We start from the raw sequence: 18873 nt of genomic DNA on the forward strand, positions 1-18873 counted from the left end.
AGGCCGGTTTTCGGATTGTTCGACAATCGGTTTGGATCAGGAGAAGACAACCGAAAAATTGTGACAATTGCACCGACGAAGGGCAGGTTTTCAGCAATGGGCGAACAAAAAGAGGCAGGAGGTGTAAGTCTGTGGCGCGAGGGGAGGCAGGTAAGCGCACCAAATAAGTGCGCGACAGGGAGGGTGTTGGCTTGTGATGCACATGTCATCGTTGAAGGCCATCGCCGGCAGGCCGGCTTCCACAGGGTTGGTTGTGTCCGGGGGAAAAGGTCAGCCCTGCCAGCCAAGCGTGGCCAGGGCGAGCACAGCGTACCGGGCGCCTTTGGCCAGGGTCACGATCAACAGGAAACGCCCCAGTGGCTCGCGCATGACGCCGGCCACCAGGGTCAATGGATCGCCGATCACCGGCAACCAGCTCAGCAGCAGCGACCAGTGGCCATAGCGCTGATAATGCCGGCGGGCCCTTTCCAGGTTGGCCGGGCTGACCGGGAACCAGCGGCGGTCCTTGAAACGTTCGACGCCGCGCCCCAGCCACCAGTTGACCAGCGACCCGAGGACGTTGCCCAGGGTCGCGACGGCCAGCAGCAGCCACAGCCAGTGCTGGCCGTTGAGCAACAGGCCCACCAACACCGCCTCGGACTGCAGGGGCAATAGGGTGGCGGCGCCGAATGCCGCCGCAAACAGCCCGAGGTACGCCAGCAGCACTACTTGGCCGGGTAGTCGGCGATCACTGTTTGACTGCCATCTTTAGACACGCCGATTACTTGGTACGGGTCGACGGTATCGCCCATTTCCATGCCCGGCGAGCCGGTGACCATGCCCGGTACGGCCATGCCCAACAAGTCGTCACGCTTGGCCAGGGCCAGCACCTGTTCGGCCGGGACGTGGCCTTCGACAAATTTGCCGTTGATCAGCGCGGTATGGCAGGACGCCAGGCGCGGTGCCACACCCAGGCGCTGCTTGACCTCGCTCATGTTGGTTTCGACGTGGTCGGTGACTTTGAAGCCGTTGTCCTGCAGGTGGCTGATCCAGGCTTTGCAGCAACCGCAGTTGGCGTCGCGGTGGACGTCGATCGGGATCAGTTCGGCTGCCAGGGCCTGGGTGCTGATGAACAGGGCGCCCAGGGCGGCCAGGCGAAGTGCTGTGGTGTGCATGGGAAGTCTCTTTGTCGATCGTTGCGTTGATGGGCTCAGAACCAGAGCCGCACGCCGGCGACGAAGCGCGTCTGGCTGCGCTGTTCGTCATCCTCGCCAGTGTAGTCGGCGGTGTTGCCGTAGGTGCTGCTCCAGGTCACGCCAATGTACGGGGCGAACTCGGGAACGATTTCATAACGCAGGCGCAGACCGGCTTCGGTGTTGGCCAACCCCGCGCCGATCCGCCGTTCGGGGTCGTTGCGGCTGTACAGGTTCAGCTCGGCGCTGGGTTGCAGGATCAGCCGGTTGCTCAGCAGAATGTCGTACTCGCCTTCCAGGCGGAGGGCATTTTGCCCCTTTTCACCGACGAAGAACGTGGCTTGTGTTTCAAAGTTATACAGGGCCATGCCCTGCACCCCGAATGCGGCCCAGGTTTGCGGCGAGCCTGGCTCGAAGTCCTGGCGCAGGCCGGCGACCAGGTCCCACCAGGGACCGATGGCATGCCCCCACAATGCCTGTACTTCGGCTTTTTCGGTGTGGCCATTGGTGCGTTCACCTTCGGTGCGCAGCCACAGACGGTCGATATCGCCGCCCACCCAGCCACTCATGTCCCAGGCCAGGGCGCTGCCGTCGGTGGCATCCTGGTACTCCAGTTGGTCGATCAGCCAGAAGCCATTGAGCGCTTTGTCGTGTACCCCATGCCCCTTGACTGCCGGGAACGCTGCCCGGCGGTCCGCGTCGCTCGGCACGGGGATTGGCGTGCGGCTCTGCAGCGCAGGCATCTGGCTGTGGTCCATGGCCGGCATCGTGCCGTGGCCCATGGCCGAATGGTCGATGCTTTCGGCCGACTGGGTCGGGCTCAGGTAAAAACCGCCAAGTGCGGCCAGCAGCAGGCGAATGTTCATGTCGGGCTCCCCGGTTCATCGACGCGCACTTCACGGAACATGCCCATTTCCATGTGCAGCAGCAGGTGGCAGTGAAAGGCCCAGCGACCCAGGGCGTCGGCGGTGACCCGATAACTGCGGCGGGTGCCGGGTGGCATGTCGATGGTGTGCTTGCGCACCTGAAAGCGCCCGTGCTCGTCCTCCAGATCACTCCACAGGCCGTGCAGGTGAATCGGGTGGGTCATCATCGTGTCGTTGACCAGGGTGATGCGCAGGCGCTCGCCGTAGGTCAGGCGCAGGGGGTGGGCGTCGCTGAACTTGATGCCGTCGAATGACCACGCGAAGCGTTCCATGTGCCCGGTCAGGTGCAGTTCGAGGGTGCGCGAGGGTTCGCGCCCGTCGGGGTCGGCGAAGCGGCTCCGAAGGTCGGCGTAGGTCAACACCCGGCGGCCGTTATCGCGCAGGCCAATGCCCGGGTCGGCGAGCCTGGCGCTGGGACGCTGGGTCTGCATGTCCACCAGCGGATTGTCGGTTTCCGACGCCGGATGGCTTTGCCGTGGGGCGCTCATGCCGGGCATGTTGCTGTGATCCATGCCGGCCATCTGGCTATGGCCCATGCCCGCCATGCTGCCGTGGTCCATGCCCATGTCGGCCATGCCGATCAACGGGCGCGGGTCAGGCTTTGGGACCTCGGCGCTGAGCCCCAGGCTCGTGGCGAGCGTGCCGCGGGCATAGCCACTGCGGTCCATCGATTGGGCGAACAGGGTGTAGGCGCGGGCGCTGGTGGGCTGGACGATGACGTCGTAGGTCTCGGCGACGGCGATGCGCAACTCGTCGACGGTGACCGGCTGCACGTACTGGCCGTCGGCAGCGACCACGGTCAGCTGCAAGCCGGGAATGCGAAAGTCGAAGTAGCTCATGGCCGAGCCATTGATCAGCCGCAGGCGCAGCTTTTCCCCTGGCTGGAACAGGGCGGTCCAGTTGGTGTGTGGCGTCTGGCCGTTCATCAGGTAGTGGTAGGTCTCACCGCTGACGTCTGCCAGGTCGGTGGGGCTCATGTTCATCTCGGCCCACAGGGTGCGGTCCGCTACGGTGGCCGCCCAGCCGTCGCGGCTGACATCGGCAATGAAGTCGGCGACCGTGCGCTGGTGCCGGTTGTAGTAGTCGGACTTCTTTTTCAGGGTGTGCATCAGGTGTTCCGGGGCCTGGTCGCTCCAGTCACTGAGCATCACCACGTAGTCCCGGTCGTAGGCGAACGGTTCGGGTTCGCGAGCGTCGATCACCAACGGGCCATAGACGCCGGCCTGTTCCTGCAGGCCGGAATGGCTGTGGTACCAGTAGGTGCCGTTCTGCTTCAGGGTGAATTGGTATTCGTACAGGCCATCGGGGGCGATGCCGTGGAAACTCAGGCCGGGCACGCCGTCCATGTTGGCGGGCAGGATAATCCCATGCCAGTGGATGGAGGTGTCCTGTTTGAGCCGGTTGTGCACGCGCAACGTCACCGTGTCGCCCTCGCGCCAGCGCAGCAAGGGGCCCGGAATGCCGCCGTTGATGGTCATGGCGGTGCGTGGGCGGCCACTGAAGTTGACCGGCGATTCGCCGATCCACAGGTCGAAGCGGCTACCGGTCAGGGTCGAGGAGGGGGTGTCAGCGGTCACGGCCCAGGTGCTTGGGCGCCACAGGCCTGCACCTGCCAGGACTGTGCCGGCGGCCAGGCTTTTGAGCAAAGAACGTCGTGAGGGTGTTGAAGGCATAAAAAAGTCCCGTCAATCCTGAAGCTTCAGGTTTGGCAGGACCTTAAACGGCCCGCGCTGTCAGTAGACTGAGGCGCGGATTACCGATTTGTCAGTTGCGTGGCGCGCCCGGCGAAACATCTTGGGTGTACCATGTGGCCCGCGCGCTGCTGGCTCCCCGAACAGGGAGGGGGCAGCGCGCCGCAGGACTCACACATTCACAGGTTCAGGAACCCGCAATGACCCAGTCGCAACGTTTGAAATACTCGATTCTGATTTCCCTGGTGGTGCTGGCGATCATGCTTGGGCTGTCGTATCTGCAGAATGCCGGGATCATCAGCGAAACGCTGTTCCAGTACATCGCGATCGGTGTGGCCGTGGCGGTGGTGGTAATCAACGGTGTGATGCGGCGCAAGGTCAAGCCCTGAGCGAGGTGGGCCCGCGTCAGTCGAGACGCTGGAGCACGGCGGCAGCCTGCGGATGCAGGCTGTAGCTTTTGTCCGGTTTGAGCACAATTACCCCCTCGCTGCACAGACGCTTCAAGACTTCGCGCACGCTGAGAAAAGACAGCGGTATGTCCAGTTCCAGCAGGTGGTTGTGCACCCCACGGACGCCCAGCGGGTGGTCGTTCTGCGCGGCACTGAGCAGTGCGTCGATCACTTTCAAGCGTATCAGGCTGGTGCGCAGACCGAAGCTCTTGAGCAGTTGGCGGATACGTTCGTTACTGTGACGCTCCACCGGTTTGCCGAACACAGTGACTTCCTGACCCAGTGAAACGCCTTGCGGCGCGGGTTTGCCATCCGTTGGCATTGGCGAGTTGTACATGCAGAAAACTCCTTTTCAGAGCCTGATCAGGAAAATGTGATTTGTGCTCTCTGTCATTAAGACGAATGAGCGGGGCAAATCATGAAGCTCTGAATGTAGAAATTTTGTCGAAAGTACGTCATCGAAGGGTCAGACGCCGATATTTTGGGCCAGTGGCCTGTCAATTATTTTCCGCCGATTTTTACCCATGACAAGGCCCATTACGCGTTTGCCGCCATCATCCCGGTGCCAGTGTCGGACAGCAGCACCGGCCGCCGAGACCAGCCGTCATGGCGATTAAACATCAATGAATGGCTTTTTCGTCCATTCCTGGAACCGGGTCGAGGCGCCGGCCCATTTCACATACCAGGCGTGCCACCGAATCGGCATTACGCAGGATGGTGTCGGTACGTCGATCGGGCGAATCGGGATTGAAGAACGCCGTGCGTGCCTCCTGCATGTTTGCGGCGCCGGTGGCTGACCTGACGGCGTTGCGCAATTGCCTGGCCTCCAGGGCGTCGTCAAAACTTTCCCACGTCTGTTCTTCGCGGTTCCAGTAGGCGAACAATTCCTCGGCCGGCGTGCGCAGGGACAGCGCTTCACGCTGGAACGTCTCATGCGTGGCCTTGAGCAGGCGGTGAGCGTGAGTGAGGGTCGAGATGAGGTCACTGAAGGGTCTGCGGGACTCCACTGTGGCGAAGTCATACGTATTGGAAAACAGGTGCGAAAACTCGTGGATCAGAGTGGCGGCCTGGGCGTGGGCGGTGATATCGAATGTTTCGGTCAAGGCCCCCTCATACATGTCCAGTTGCTGGTTGAAGAAGTGCTCGGTGAAATGCACCGCACGCTGTGCGTCTTCACTGACGACAAACGCGATCACGCCCTCGGTGGGATAGAGGTTGGAGCCCACCACAAACCGATCGTGGTCGAGTGAGTCCAGGCTCGGATCCACCAGGGCTTTGCACAGGGGCACAATGGCCTCTTTGATTTTCCGAAGCAGGCTTTCATTGAGGCTGTCGACGTCAAACATTTCCTTGAAGAGTACCTCCAGGCGTGCGCCGCGCTGGGTGCTCTTGAGCTGGGCCAGATTGTGCAGGCTGTTGAACGCGTAGAAGCGCGCAAGGTCGAGTGCCTGCACGATCTGCCTGGCTTTTTCCGGGAACAGTTGGCGGATCTTCTCCATACCCCGGGCTTCGATGTTGATGAGCCGGCGTACCTCCTGCCGGGTGACCAGTTTGCTGTGCAGTTTCGACAGCGCCTTGCCGTAGTGAACACTATGCACGTCAGGGTCCAGCAACCATTGGGTACCCTGGTTCAGCAGGTAGGGCCCCTGGCGCTGGGTCTCGACGATGCGTGGTGCGATGGCTTTCTTGCTGATGGGGTAGACCTTGCCCGCCACCGGGGCATAGTGCTGCCCGACAGCCATGGGGTAGCTGCCGTCGGCAGCGCGTTCGCCGGAGAGGGCCAGTTGCGTGGCTTCGAAGGGCTGTAGCCGGGTCCGCGCGGGCGCACAGAGGTCGATGGCCCTGGTGTCGCGGCTCACCCCGACGGGGACATGCAACAACCTGCCCAGCCTCACCAGTTGCGCGATACCGTTGATAAAGCTCGGCAACACGGTCTTCCAGTGGTGATCCTGCAGGGCCTCGGCCGACTGCTTGAAGGAGGTGTAGCTTTGCCAGAGCGCCAGGGGAATCGCCAGTTTGCCCGGCAAAAAAGCGCCGCCATACTTCATGCCCTTGGCAAACAGCGCCTTGAGCGCGTCCCAGTCCGCTGCTGCACTGCGCTCCAGATGACTGCCCAGCAGGTGTGACAGCAGAACGCTGTTATCGGCGAACAAGCGATGCAGCAGGTTGCCTTCAATCGGGTGGCAGGCGAGTTGGATATCGGAGTCGGGGCCACTGCCCAGCAGGTTCTGGTAGGTTGCCTGGTGGGGGGCGGGCAAGCGGCGCAGCAACAGATCCTGCAATGGCCCCGGATGATTGATCGCGCTCACCACGCTGGCCGTGTTGGCGTACTCGGTAATACCCAGGTGTTTGTCGTACGGCGCATAGAGCACCTGCGGCCCGTTGACGTGCTCGCCGATCAGGTACAAACCCAAGGCCTTGACGGTTGCGGCGCCCTGGGTGGCGATCAGTTCCAGGGGCCGGACGATCGCCTTGGCCCCGCTGACACTGGCACGCGCCAGGGCATCCGGCATGTCCAGCACTTGCTCAACCAGGGCAAGGCCCTGCTCCGAGAGGTTGCCCTGCAGGTTCAGGGCGTGGGCGTGCAGCCGCAACTGCCAGGGCAACTGCCGGACGAAGCGTTGCTGGCGCTTGAGGACCGCACGGGTGTTGCCGGTGAGGAGCCGGGTCAGTTGCTCGCGGTAGGCGGTCTTGATGTCCAGTTGCAGCAACAGCTTTCTGACTTCACTGGCAGTGACCTGCGCGGGGAGCTCCAGGGCACTGCCCGAGGTGATCGCGAAACCGGCGCTATGCAGCACATGGGTGGGGTTGAGAGCGAATTCAGTGAGTGTCTGAACTGGGCCGTTCAAAGCCAGTGTCGGCGTCACCTGCATTTGATCGGGGTCAAGCTCAGCCCCAGGAAAACGCGCGCGCAGCAGTTGCTTGAGGCGCTCGGCGACGTAGCCTGAAAGGGGTTGCACGTCATGCAGGTAGTCACCGCCTGGTTCGAGGCTGAGACGAAATTGCTCCAGCAATTCGGCATGCTGCTGCATCTGTCCCGCAGAGGCCGCGCCGAGCCAGGCCGGTAACGAGCGCTGGGTGATGATGCCCCGGGCAATCTGCATGGCATGTTCGAGATTGAGTGGCGTGGGCGACGATTTATGCCGTAGCCAATCCGCGCGTAGGCTCGCGTCCGGCAGGCCGAGTGAGCGGGTGAACCGGCGTGCGGCAATGAAGTGGTTGATCGCCGATTGCTGACGCTCCTGCAGTACATGGCCTTCAATCAGGCGAAACGGCCCCAGCGTATAGCTGCGATGAGGGCGGTAGAGGTCACGCGGGAGGTTTTCCAGCAGCTCCAGGCGTGCGCCTTCATCCAGCAAGCGCTTGTCCAGTTCGAGCCGGGCGTGGGTGATGGACGCGAAGGCCTCCAGACCCTGTGCCGGCGTCCAGAGAATGGCCCGTCCCGAGTGTGACGGGTCCAGGCCGCCGCGTTCGGTCAGCAGCAAACAATTGGCCAGTGGCATCAGGTTGGGCTCACCCGAGCAGAGCAGGGTCAATGACCAGGCATCGGGTCGGAAACCGCGCAATGCGTTGCGTTGCCGGCGGGTCGGGGTATCGGGATTGAGGGCAGTGTCGACGATGGCCTTGTCATGCGCACTGAACGTACGGGGCAGTTGGCGCAGAGCAGCTTCGCCGCGAATACCGACCGCCATGGCGTGGCCGAGGTCGGGCTTGAGACCCTCGAGGAAGGTTTGCTGGAGTGCCAGGTTGTCCGCGGGCAGCGCCGCGAGTTTTTCGGCCAGGGAGTCTCGTACGCTTTGCAGGGACTTGAGGTGCAGCTCGGCCCTGTCCGTCGCCCGTATGGAGGGGTGATGTTCACCGCTGATCAACGGCCGCAGACTCCAGCGCTGCTGATCGGCCGGCTCCAGCAACGCGCTGTCGAGCATGGCCCGCACGTCCAGTGACTGATCGAACAACGCCGGCAGATCGATAGCCCCTTCACTGTTGCGAAAGACATCCAGTGCGTGGCTGATGCTCTGCTGTTGCTTGCTGATGATGTCCGACACCAGGCGCTGGAACAGGTTGCCGAATACCGGTTCGCCGGATACCTGGGGCTCGTCCAGGCGCAGCAGCAGGTTGCGCTCCGGCAGGCTCAGCAGGCTGTAGACCTGATCTTCATGGCCGCTGCTGGTGACCATGCGTTGCACGGTCTGTTTCAGCTGGGCGTAGTCGCTCAGGACTTGCACGCCCTGGGACTGGCTATACAGGTAAGCGCTGTTGCGGTTGCTCAGCAGCAGTGTGCTGGCCGGCTCGACATACTGCTCAGGCTGCTCCCACACGCGCACGGTTTCGGCTTGCAACTGGTCGGCGTCATAGCCGGCGGGGGCGTTCCCACGCTCGAGCAGCGCGAGCAGGACCTGGTGCTGCTCGGGGCTGAGGATTTGCTCCTGGCGTTTGCGTAGCAGGTCGAGGCGCGCCTTGTCACTCATGGCCTGGGCAAAAAAAGCCAGGCGCGAACCGACGACCCCGGCGTCAGTTGCCCAATAGCTGCGCAATCGCTCGGCCAACAAGGGCGCCAGGCCTTGCGCGATGCCCTTGACGGCGTTTTCCCAGGGGGCAGGGTCATCGGCAGTGGGTACCAGGCGCGGATTGGCAAACCGTCGGTTGAGGCCCGCAGGCCATGTGCGATGCAGGAAAAAATCCAGTAGCGCCTGGGTCAAGGGTTTGCTATCGACCTTGCGCCGTTCACCCTCTGGGTCGAGCGCGAAGAATTCGACACGGCTTTGTCGTTGGTCCAGCCCGGGAAAGGAGCGCCCCAGCTCACGGTCGAGTAGCTGTTCAAGCAAGTGGCTCAAGGTGGGCAGTTGTTCGAGTTGTTCGCGCATCAGGCTGAGGTTGTTGCGCTGGCTGGCAGCGAATTGTCGCCCCTGGTGCTCGAACACCGGCTCGTCGATGACCTCATGGCTCAGGCTGAAGCTGTTGTCGTCGGGCCATGAATGACGCCAGGCGATGGGCAGCAAGCGCAACAGCTCCAGGCGCTTGCCGGGGTCCTTGAGCGACGCCTGTAGCGTCTGAATCGCGGCGCCCGGGTTGTCGAACTTCTGCAGCCCGCCGTAGGGCGTGTACAGCACTGCCTTTTGATCGACCGGTGTCGGGTGCAGCATGAAGCTGCCGGCCAGGGGCTCTGGCTGGCTGTCCTTGACCCTGAGGGCGATGGATTCGACGGTCATGGGGTCAGGCTGCGCGGCACGGTGTGTGTGGCTGGCGAGTTCAACATTGCGCAACCAGGCCAGGTCCGCGAGCGAGAAATCCAGGGCCCGTAACCTTGGGGTGAGGACTTTCAGGTCTTGCAGGGCTTCAGGGAAAAACAGCGGTAGGGGCTGGTCTGTCATGGTGTTTGTCTCGGTGGGGCGCGACGATTGTGAGTCGCTGGGGAGGCTCCAAGGCTAAGTGGGCCGAGACGGCGCAGCGCGGTAGATAGTTAGTGTGCTGTGGGTCGCCTTTCGACAGTTGACAGCGGGCGCGTCAAGGGGGGTTTAATCAGCGCCTCGGGATCCCCGCGCTGTTGCCCCCTCCAATAAAAAACCTGGAGCTTCAGATGTCTGTGTCACACGATCAAGCTGCCTCACATACGGTGTCGTACCCAACACTGGTGAATCTTCTCGAAGGGATTTTTCTGCGCCACGGCACCCGTCCCGAAGTCGCCACGGTGCTGGCCAACAATTGTGCCGGGGCCGAGCGAGATGGTGCCCATAGCCATGGGGTGTTCCGCATTCCGGGGTATGTCTCGACGCTTAAAAGCGGCTGGGTCAATGGCCAGGCGGTGCCGGTGGTGGAAGATGTCGCCTCTGGGTTCGTGCGGGTCGATGCGCAGAACGGCTTCGCCCAGCCGGCGTTGGCTGCTGGCCGCGCATTGCTGGTAGAGAAAGCCCGCAGTGCCGGGATCGCGGTCATGGCGATTCGCAACTCCCACCATTTCGCCGCGCTCTGGCCGGACGTCGAGCCCTTTGCCTATGAGGGGCTGGTGGCACTCAGCGTGGTCAATAGCATGACGTGCGTGGTGCCCCACGGCGCCGACCGTCCGTTGTTTGGCACCAACCCCATTGCGTTTGCCGCGCCACGGGCAGACGACGAGCCGATTGTCTTTGATCTGGCCACCAGCGCCATTGCCCATGGCGATGTGCAGATCGCTGCGCGCAAGGGCGAGCGCTTGCCGCCGGGTATGGGGGTGGACAGCCTGGGCCAGCCGACCACGGACCCGAAAGCGATCCTCGAGGGCGGGGCGTTGCTGCCGTTTGGCGGACACAAGGGCTCGGCGTTGTCGATGATGGTCGAGTTGCTGGCGGCGGCGTTGACAGGGGGCAATTTTTCGTTCGAATTCGACTGGTCCAATCACCCTGGTGCCAAGACCCCGTGGACCGGGCAGTTGTTGATCGTCATCGACCCGAGCAAGGCGGCGGGGCAGAACTTCGCGCAGAGAAGCCAGGAGTTGGTGCGGCAGATGCATGCCGTCGGTTTGCACCGACTGCCGGGTGATCGCCGTCATCGCGAGCGGCGTAAAGCTGAGTCAGCAGGCATCGTGCTGGACGATGAAACCCTGGTGCAGTTGCGCAGCCTGGCTGAGGGCTGACCTGCCGATGTGCAGGCGCCGGCTTGCCGGCGAGGGTCGTCAACGATGAGGTGCAGTGGCTGGATGGACGCGTTGTCCTTGAGTGCATTGCGAGCAAGCCGCAAGCGGGCACTCGCTCCTACAAGTCCTGCGTCCACCAGACCCCAGTTGTTCCTACAGCGATGTGGGGCTCAACGGCGCCCCAACAACAACCCCACCACCAGGCCAAACCCGGCAGAGATTGCCACGGTTTGCCAAGGGTGCCCGCCGATGTAGGTTTCGGTGGCATCGACCACCGGTTGGGTGCGTTCGCGCACGCTGGTGACCGAGTCGCGAGCCTGCTGCAGCTTCAGGGCAATTTGCCCGCGCAGGGTCTCGGCTTCCTCGCCCACCAGGGCGGCGCTGCTTTTAAGGAGCTTTTCCGACTCTTCGATCAGCGCTTGCAGCTCACTGAACGCCTGATCCTTGATTTGCTCTTCTTGAGCCTGGGCGGCAGTTTTTCGGGCCATCGGGTAACTCCTTGCAGGGAAAGGGACAGTGAACAATGGAGTGTAGGCGGCGGGTAAAAGTTGCAGATTTTTTCTGCGATGCTCCCTGGTCTGGGTAAATCCATCGCCGGAGATTTCTACCTACAGTGTAAGATGTCGCCTATTTTATGCAGCAGGTAACTCCCATGAGCTTCAATCTGGCCGACAAGCCCCTTGCCGAGCGCGCCGCGCTTGAAGATGAAAAGTCCCGTCTGTTCGACCTCTGGCAGAGCAACCTGGGCAAATCCAAAGGTGAAGCGGCCCGTCTGTTCGGTGAGCGTTCCAAGCGCAAAGGCAAATGGGCCGAATGGGTCCGCTCGGAGCTGGACGCCATGTCACCGCCGGAATACGCCAACATGGTGCGCAGTGAAGTCAATCGCCTAATGGCGGCGAAGTAAGCGCTGCCACTGCTCGCGGGTGATTTCCCAGGTTTCCTGGGCGTAGCGGCCGCCGACGAAGTTGCCTTCGTCGACCCGGACCAGGTGCATGCCGCTGCGTTCCGAGAGTCGGCGTGACGCCAGGTTGGGCGAGGCCTTGGGCACACGCATGAGCTCGCGCCCAAGGTCCTGGAACCAGTAGCGGGTGACCTCGGCCGAGGCTTGCGCCATCAGCCCCTGGCCCTGCCACGCAGGGCCCAGCCAGAAACCACGGTTATTGTCCTGTTCGTCCATCAGGCTGATGTTGCCGATCAGTTGCTCGGGGGCCGACTTCAAGCGGATCGACCAATGCCATTCCTCCCCCCGGGCAATCGCCGGCAGGGCGATGTCGCGCAGGTAGACCAGGGCACCGTCCGGCGGATACGGCCAGGGCACCAGGGCATTGAGGTAGCGCACCACGTCCCACTGGGCGAACTGCTGCTGGATCGCCTGGGCATCGGCGAGTTCCAGCGGTTTCAGGATCAAGCGCTCGGTGTACAGCGTGGGGTATGGGGCCATATCTGAATCCACCTCCTTGGCGTGATGGGCGCGCGGCGTCAACGGGCGCCGGCAGTTGGGCCGGCCAGGCTCAATTGGCCGCTGTCGACAAAACGCTGGGTGCCGAACAGGCCGCCCGCTAATTTACCTCGTAGCACGTAGGGCAGGTTGTCCAGGGACTGGGTCTGGCTCAGTCCCAGGGTCTGGCGCATCACCGAGAACGCCGAAATACTCACCGGCACGCTGATCAGCGCCTCGCTGAAGCGCGGGATCGAGCCTTGCTGGTCACTGACGCCGGAGGCCAGAGGCTGGCCGTTGACCTCAAGGTTCAGGGCCACGCCGTGGTAGTCGATGGCGTTGTCGTTGGGGTTCTGCAGACGGATCTTGACTGCGAATCGCACCTCCAGGCCCTGGCTGGGCAGCGGCTCGAGGCCGACCACGTTGACGTTCAACGGGTCGCGATCGGGAAACAGCGCGCAGCCATTCAGGCTGAGCAACAACAGGGCAAGGCCGGCAAAGATGAATCGGCGCATGTAGGGGCTCTCATCAACAGGGTTCGAACCGCCAGCGGCTCGACCCACCCGCGGATTAGCGCTTCAAGGATGGGACCGCCGAGGGCTTGAGCGGTTCGCCCGAGTGGCTGACGTCGGGGTTTTCCATGACCTGGAGAATCGAGGCCTCCGGGTCAAAGTCGTCTTCTTCCAGCTCGATGAACTCCTCGGGCAAAAAGATATTCAGCACGATAGCGCACAACGCGCCGACGGTGATCGGTGACTCGAAGATGTTGTGCAACGCCTTGGGCAACTCGCGCAGCACTTCCGGTACGGCCGCCACGCCCAGGCCCATGCCCAGGGAGATCGCCACGATCAGCATGTTGCGCCGGTGCAGCCCGGCCTCGGCGAGGATCTTGATCCCGGCCACGGCCACCGTGCCGAACATCACCAGTTCAGCGCCGCCCAGCACGGGCTTGGGCATCAGTTGCAGCACCGCGCCGATCATCGGGAACAGCCCCAGCAACACCAGCAGGCCGGCAATGAAAAACGCCACGTAGCGGCTGGCGACGCCGGTCAGCTGGATCACTCCGTTGTTCTGGGCGAAGGTCACCATCGGCATGCTGTTGAATACGGCGGCCATCGCCGAGTTGAGGCCGTCCGCCAACAGTCCGGACTTGATCCGGCGGATATACAGTGGGCCCTTGACCGGTTGTTGCGAGATCATCGAGTTGGCCGTCAGGTCGCCGGCGGCCTCCAGGGGCGAGACCAGGAAAATCACCGCGATCGGAATGAACGCCACCCAGTCGAAGTTAAAACCGTACTTGAACGGCACCGGCACGCTCATCAGGGGCACGGCGGTCATGTTGGCGAAGTCGACGTCGCCCATCAACCAGGCCACCAGGTAACCCAGGGTCAGGCCGATGACGATGGCCCCCAGGCGCAGGAATGGCACGTCGACCCGGTTCAGCGCCACGATAGTGCCCAGCACCAGGGCGGCCAACAGTAGATGGTGGGCGCCGCCCAGGTCAGCCGCGCCAAAGCCGCCGGCGATGTCGGTCATGGCGACCTTGATCAGCGACAGACCCATCAGGGTGATGATGGTGCCGGTGACGACCGGGGTGATCAGCATGCGCAGTTTGCCGATGAACTGGCTCAGCACCACCTCGATGAATGCGGCAAAAAAACACACGCCGAAAATCGTCGAGAGGATCTCGTCGGTACCGCCACCCCGCGCCTTGACCATGAAGCCGGCGCTGAGGATCACGCTGATGAACGAGAAACTGGTGCCTTGCAGGCACAGCAGGCCGGAACCGACTGGGCCGAAGCGGCGCGCCTGGACAAACGTGCCGAGGCCGGAAACGAACAGGGCCATGCTGATCAGGTAGGGGATTTCACTCTGCAGCCCCAGGGCGCTGCCCATGATCAGGGTCGGGGTGATGATCCCGACGAAACTTGCCAGCACGTGCTGCAGTGCGGCAAACACGGTCGCGGTGAAGTGGGGACGGTCGTACAGGCCGTAAATCAGGTCGGAACGCGGGGCAGTTTTTGCGTGGTCAGATGAGGTCACGGGGAGGGTGCCAATAAGGCCAGGTCAGAAAATGGAGGCGCAGGATGCCAGAAAGGTGGACCTGCCAGAAGCGTCAAGCCACTAAAGCGTCGAAAGTTGGTTGGGTGGGGAGGGTTGGGTGGGTGTATCCGTTGCTGCGGTGATGGCTACTTAGGGTTGCGCACTACGGCGGGTTACTTGGGAATACGGAACGTCGCCCGACCCCAAGTAACCAAGGGCTCTTACCCCTGTGGGAGCGAGCTTGCTCGCGATGGCGATATTGGCCACACCGTCTGCTTCGGTAATACCCTAATCCTCTGTCGCAGCAGTCCTTGCTCTGCACCAAGGCATCTGGCGGATTATCCGTGAGGGCATGCGATACTTCGGTTTTTGCGTATTGACCCCGGGGCCCCATGACCTTCGATTCTCCTCTCAGCGCTTATCAATCGGCCATCAGTCAGCAGGGCTTTGTTGTCGATGCCGCTCAGGAGCGGGCGGTGTTGGCGTTGCAGGCGTGTCACGAGGCTTTGCATCAAGGCCGGGCGCCGATCGCTGGGGTTTATCTGTGGGGGCCGGTGGGGCGGGGCAAGACCTGGTTGATGGATCAGTTCTACCAGACCTTGCGGGTAGCGGCGCGGCGGCAGCATTTTCATCATTTCATGGCCTGGGTGCATCAGCGTTCGTTTCAACTGACCGGCACCGCCGACCCGCTGCGGGCGTTGGCTCGGGAGTTGAGTCGGGAGGTGCGGGTGCTGTGTTTTGACGAGCTGTTTGTCAATGATATTGGTGACGCGCTGATTCTCGGTCGTTTGTTCCAGGTGATGTTCGATGAAGGCGTGGTACTGGTCTGCACGTCCAACCAGCCGCCCGAGCAGCTGTACGCGGACGGTTTTAATCGTGACCGCTTCGTCCCGGCGATTGCCGCGATCCAGGCGCATATGCAGGTGGTGGCGGTGGACGGCGCTGAGGATCACCGCTTGCATCCGGGGGTGAATCTGCAGCGTTATTGGGTCAGCAAAGCAGGTGAGCCCGGGGGGCTGAGTCAGGTCTTCGCCGAGCTGACCGCCGGCCAGCCGGTGTCCAGCGCGCCGGTGAACATCGGTTACCGTTCGGTGGCCGTGGTCCAGGCCAGTGACAAGGTGCTCTGGTGTCGTTATGCCGACCTCTGCGAGCAACCGTTGGCGGCCATGGATTTCATGGCGCTGTGTGATCGCTTCAGCGCTATCCTGATCAGCGAAGTGCCCAATCTCAGCGCCCAGCAACGCCCCGGACGGATTGCCCGCGGCACCGAAGATGGGAGTGCCCGTGTTGCTGCCGGTGACCGCGAGTTGCCGCAGTTGTCGGTCCACGACGACAGCGTGCGGCGCTTCATTGCCTTGGTCGATGAGTGCTATGACCGCAAGGTCCCGCTGTATCTGGAAGCACAGGTGCCGATGGATCAGTTGTACACCGAGGGTTACCTGGAATTTGCCTTTCGCCGCACCTTGAGCCGTTTGAAGGAGATGCAGTTGCGGCGTTTTGCTCCAGCCTGAAACGCTACCCCAGCCGTCACGGTTGTCCGGTCGCGCGCCACAGGTTAATGTCGATTGCCCCAGGCGATACCCGCAGGGATAGCGCTTACCGTTAGATCGAGGAAGGAAATGGAACCCGCAGACATCCTGGTACTCCAGGCCAGCTACAGCAACCCGACTCATGCCGAAGCCATAGGCGTGGTGCTGGACCACTATGCGCAAGACCCGATGGGCAGCGGCACACCGTTGCCGGCCGACGTGTTGCAGCAATTACCCGGCGAATTGGCCAAGCGTCCCCATGCATTCAGCGTCCTGGCTTTCGTCAATGGCGAGCCGGCCGGGCTGGTGAATTGCTTCGAGGGGTTTTCGACCTTTGCCTGTCGCCCGCTGGTCAACGTCCATGACGTTGCGGTGGTCGGCAAGTATCGCGGTCTTGGGCTGAGTCAGAAGATGTTGCTCAAGGTCGAGGAAATTGCCCGTCAGCGTGGCTGCTGCAAGATCACCCTGGAAGTATTGGAAGGCAACGCCGTCGCACAGGCAGCGTACGACAAGTTTGGTTTCGCCCCCGGCATGTTCGATCCGGACCACGGGCGGATGCTGTTCTGGACCAAGCCGCTGTAACGTGAAGGAGCGCCGGACGGCGCTCCTTCAGTTCCTGAGGGTCAGAGCTTGTAGTCCAGGCTCAAGGTGACGGTGCGTGGGTCACCCCAGAACACGCCGTTGTAGAAGCCGACGTTGTCGTAGTACTTCTCGTCGAACAGGTTGTCGACGTTCAACGAGGCGGTGAGGTGTTTGTCGAACTCGTAGCGCGACATCAGCTTGACCACCGAGTAGTTGTTCTGGTTGATCCGCGTTTCCTTGGTCACGATGTCGCCATCGGCGTCGCGTCCGACGGGGCGGCTGGCGAATTCGTAGATGTCGCTCTGCCAGTTCACCGCGCCGCCCACCGTCAGCGCATTCCATTCACCCGGCAGGCGATAAGCCGTCGAGATGCGCAGCATGTTCAACGGCTGGTTGGTGTTGTTGCGCTCACCTTCGCCGTTTTTCGAATGGGTGTAGGTGTAGCCGGCCGTCATGTTCCAGCCCGTCATGACCTCACCCGATACCTCGGCCTCGAAGCCGTTGACCTTGTTGCCCTTGCCGCCGGACTTGTAGAAGTCTTCGCCGGTGGTCGGGTCCGGTCGCACCGAGTCATCCAGTTCGGCGACGTTGTCCTGCTTGCTCCAGAACACCGCGGTGGCGACGTTCAGGCGCTCATCGAGCAAGCTGCCCTTGAGCCCCAGTTCATAGTTCTGGCCGACAATCGGGTCCAGGTACTTGCGGCTGGAATCGCGCTCGGTCTGCGGCTTGAAGATGTCGGTGTAGCTGACATAAGCCGTGTACTCAGGGGTGATGTCGTACAGCAAGCCGGCATAGGGGGTGAAGACGTCGTTTTGGGTCTGGCTGCTGTGGTCGTTGCCGGTGCGCTGGTACTGGTCGTTGAAACTGTAGTAGTTGCTATCGGTTTTCCAGCTGCCATAACGGCTGCCCAGGACCGCATGCCACTTTTCGGCCAGGCTCAGGCGGGTGGCCAGGTAACCGGCTTTTTGCTTGGTGCTGTCGTTCGAGCCTTCGATACCGGTGTCGGTGTCGCGGAACTTGCCGATGTTGCCCATGTACTTCCAATCAGGAATGTTGTCGTAGCCCGGTGGCGTCGGTGCAGACACCAGGTACGGGTTGGACGCGCTGCGCTCGGCTTCACCGTAGCCGACCATCAACTCGTGTTCGCGCCCAAGCAACTGATAGGGGCCGGCGAAGTTGAAGTCATAGACTTCCATCTTCTGCTCGCCCTTCATGTGGCTGCGGTAGGCGACCATGCCGCTGCGGTCGTCGTTGGGGTAACCGCCACCGCCGTAGTAGACCTTGCCGTCGGTGTCACTCTCCCGGTAGGTATAGGCGCCCTTCATGTGCCAGCCGTTGCCCAGGTTCTGGTCCAGGTTGGCGAAGGCGGTCTTGTCTTTCAGGGGCCAGGAGCTCCACTTGGTCGCCATGTTGGTCGAGCGCGACAGGTTGGCCTTGTCACCGTTGGATTTCCAGTACGGCACCGTGCCCCAGGACGTGCCCTGGACCTGTTTGTCCTGGTAGTCGTAACCGACCGCCAGCACGGTGTCGTCGGTGAGGTCCGCTTCGAGGATCCCGTAGCCGACTTCCCGTTGCAGCTGGTAGTGATCGCGGAACGATTTGCTGTCGCGGTAGGCCAGCACGCTGCGGCCACGCAGGCGGCCGTCGAACGCCAGCGGGCCACCGACATCGACGTAGCTGTAGTAATCGTCATAGCTGCCGCCGCTGACGCCGGTCTTGGCTTCCCATTGGGCGGTCGGACGCTTGCGCACCATGTTGATGGTGGCCGAAGGATCGCCCGCGCCGGTGGTCAGGCCGGTGGCGCCGCGAACCACTTCGATGCGGTCGTAGATGATGGTATCCGAGTCGGACTTCATGCGCCCGAAGGTGTTGAGCATGCCATCGATCTGGAAGTTGTTGATCGAGTAGCCGCGTGAGGAATAGCTGACCCGGTCGGAGTCGTTGTGCTGGACGACCACGCCGGTGGTCTGACTCATGGCTTCGGAAAGCGTGGTGAGCTTGAAATCGTCCATCTGCTGGCGGGTGACCACCGAGACCGACTGCGGGGTTTCCTTGATGGAAAGGTTGAGCCGGGTCGCCGTACTCATTGCACCGGTGGTGTAGGACTCGGTGTTTTCAGTGGTGGTCCCCAGACCCACCGCATTGATGTTGGTGGTGTCCAGTTCGAGCGCCTTGGCGGCAGGCTCCTGCTGTTTATCCGGCTCGGTGTCCGCATGGGCGGAAGGGCACAGGGCGAGACTGCACAGGCCCAGGGTCAAGGTCATGGAACGGGTAATAGGCGCGAACATCGCAGCCGACTCCTTGTCTTCGATGGAAAAATTCCGTTTGCTCAAAGACGAAGGTGAATCAGGATATTTAGCCTAATTGCGAATAATTATTAATCTAATTTTTTCGAGGGGGATTTTGCGTGGGCTCAGGGCCTGCAGAAACGGG

The 18873-nt window shown here is 62.2% G+C and carries 16 protein-coding genes; 5 read left to right on the forward strand and 11 right to left on the reverse strand.

Annotation, left to right across the window (positions count from 1 at the left end):
• Positions 1 to 270 precede the first annotated feature (270 nt).
• The 4 genes from H7995_RS02480 to H7995_RS02495 are packed head-to-tail and all read right to left on the reverse strand — an operon-like array spanning position 271 to position 3771.
• Positions 271 to 705 carry a YqaA family protein gene (locus tag H7995_RS02480; RefSeq protein ID WP_166591672.1) on the reverse strand — a complete coding sequence of 145 codons (435 nt, stop codon included), beginning with the start codon at positions 703 to 705 and terminating at the stop codon, positions 271 to 273.
• Complete coding sequence (locus tag H7995_RS02485; RefSeq protein ID WP_166591671.1) at positions 705 to 1154, reverse strand: DUF411 domain-containing protein; 450 nt, start codon at positions 1152 to 1154, stop codon at positions 705 to 707. Before H7995_RS02485 ends, H7995_RS02480 begins: the two co-directional genes overlap by 1 nt.
• Positions 1155 to 1189: 35 nt before the next feature.
• Positions 1190 to 2038 carry a copper resistance protein B gene (locus H7995_RS02490; protein WP_166591670.1) on the reverse strand — a complete coding sequence of 283 codons (849 nt, stop codon included), beginning with the start codon at positions 2036 to 2038 and terminating at the stop codon, positions 1190 to 1192.
• Positions 2035 to 3771 carry a copper resistance system multicopper oxidase gene (locus H7995_RS02495; RefSeq protein ID WP_185817928.1) on the reverse strand — a complete coding sequence of 579 codons (1737 nt, stop codon included), beginning with the start codon at positions 3769 to 3771 and terminating at the stop codon, positions 2035 to 2037. Before H7995_RS02495 ends, H7995_RS02490 begins: the two co-directional genes overlap by 4 nt.
• A 218-nt stretch (positions 3772 to 3989) precedes the next feature.
• On the opposite strand from H7995_RS02495, the gene H7995_RS02500 reads away from it, so the two are divergent.
• Positions 3990 to 4178, forward strand: a complete 189-nt coding sequence (locus H7995_RS02500) for a hypothetical protein (protein ID WP_166591668.1) — start codon at positions 3990 to 3992, stop codon at positions 4176 to 4178.
• 16 nt (positions 4179 to 4194) lie between these two features.
• On the opposite strand, the gene H7995_RS02505 is transcribed toward H7995_RS02500, so the two are convergent.
• Both H7995_RS02505 and H7995_RS02510 read right to left on the reverse strand, forming a co-directional pair.
• Positions 4195 to 4575 (reverse strand): fe2+ zn2+ uptake regulation protein, encoded by a 381-nt coding sequence (locus tag H7995_RS02505; RefSeq protein WP_185817929.1) that lies wholly within the window; start codon positions 4573 to 4575, stop codon positions 4195 to 4197.
• A 283-nt stretch (positions 4576 to 4858) separates the two neighbouring features.
• Positions 4859 to 9610 (reverse strand): dermonecrotic toxin domain-containing protein, encoded by a 4752-nt coding sequence (locus tag H7995_RS02510; RefSeq protein ID WP_185817930.1) that lies wholly within the window; start codon positions 9608 to 9610, stop codon positions 4859 to 4861.
• 206 nt (positions 9611 to 9816) lie between these two features.
• Here H7995_RS02510 and H7995_RS02515 point away from each other — a divergent pair, with 206 nt between their 5' ends.
• On the forward strand, positions 9817 to 10848 hold the full coding sequence (locus tag H7995_RS02515; RefSeq protein WP_182340457.1) for an Ldh family oxidoreductase: 1032 nt from the start codon (positions 9817 to 9819) through the stop codon (positions 10846 to 10848).
• Positions 10849 to 11018: 170 nt separating this feature from the next.
• On the opposite strand, the gene H7995_RS02520 is transcribed toward H7995_RS02515, so the two are convergent.
• Complete coding sequence (locus H7995_RS02520) at positions 11019 to 11336, reverse strand: ElaB/YgaM/YqjD family protein (protein ID WP_166591664.1); 318 nt, start codon at positions 11334 to 11336, stop codon at positions 11019 to 11021.
• A gap of 164 nt (positions 11337 to 11500) precedes the next feature.
• On the opposite strand from H7995_RS02520, the gene H7995_RS02525 reads away from it, so the two are divergent.
• Positions 11501 to 11752: a hypothetical protein gene (locus H7995_RS02525; protein WP_019690567.1), complete on the forward strand. Its 252-nt coding sequence runs from the start codon at positions 11501 to 11503 to the stop codon at positions 11750 to 11752.
• Here H7995_RS02525 and H7995_RS02530 read toward each other — a convergent pair.
• Genes H7995_RS02530 through H7995_RS02540 form a run of 3 tightly spaced genes read right to left on the reverse strand, consistent with a single transcriptional unit; the run spans position 11735 to position 14329 of the window.
• On the reverse strand, positions 11735 to 12289 hold the full coding sequence (locus H7995_RS02530; protein WP_166591663.1) for a GNAT family N-acetyltransferase: 555 nt from the start codon (positions 12287 to 12289) through the stop codon (positions 11735 to 11737). The genes H7995_RS02525 and H7995_RS02530 overlap by 18 nt on opposite strands.
• Positions 12290 to 12327: 38 nt before the next feature.
• Positions 12328 to 12801, reverse strand: a complete 474-nt coding sequence (locus H7995_RS02535) for an LEA/WHy family protein (RefSeq protein ID WP_166591662.1) — start codon at positions 12799 to 12801, stop codon at positions 12328 to 12330.
• 55 nt (positions 12802 to 12856) lie between these two features.
• Positions 12857 to 14329, reverse strand: coding sequence for a solute carrier family 23 protein (locus H7995_RS02540; protein WP_185817931.1), 1473 nt, complete (start codon positions 14327 to 14329; stop codon positions 12857 to 12859).
• A 392-nt stretch (positions 14330 to 14721) separates the two neighbouring features.
• Between H7995_RS02540 and zapE the strand changes: the two genes are divergently transcribed.
• Positions 14722 to 15840: a cell division protein ZapE gene (zapE, locus tag H7995_RS02545; RefSeq protein ID WP_185817932.1), complete on the forward strand. Its 1119-nt coding sequence runs from the start codon at positions 14722 to 14724 to the stop codon at positions 15838 to 15840.
• Between the two features lie 108 nt (positions 15841 to 15948).
• On the forward strand, positions 15949 to 16440 hold the full coding sequence (locus H7995_RS02550) for a GNAT family N-acetyltransferase (RefSeq protein ID WP_166589524.1): 492 nt from the start codon (positions 15949 to 15951) through the stop codon (positions 16438 to 16440).
• A gap of 41 nt (positions 16441 to 16481) precedes the next feature.
• On the opposite strand, the gene H7995_RS02555 is transcribed toward H7995_RS02550, so the two are convergent.
• Positions 16482 to 18728 carry a TonB-dependent siderophore receptor gene (locus tag H7995_RS02555; RefSeq protein ID WP_185817933.1) on the reverse strand — a complete coding sequence of 749 codons (2247 nt, stop codon included), beginning with the start codon at positions 18726 to 18728 and terminating at the stop codon, positions 16482 to 16484.
• Positions 18729 to 18873: the final 145 nt, after the last annotated feature.

The sequence above is a fragment of the Pseudomonas kielensis genome, from assembly GCF_014236655.1.
Lineage (GTDB): Bacteria > Pseudomonadota > Gammaproteobacteria > Pseudomonadales > Pseudomonadaceae > Aquipseudomonas > Aquipseudomonas kielensis.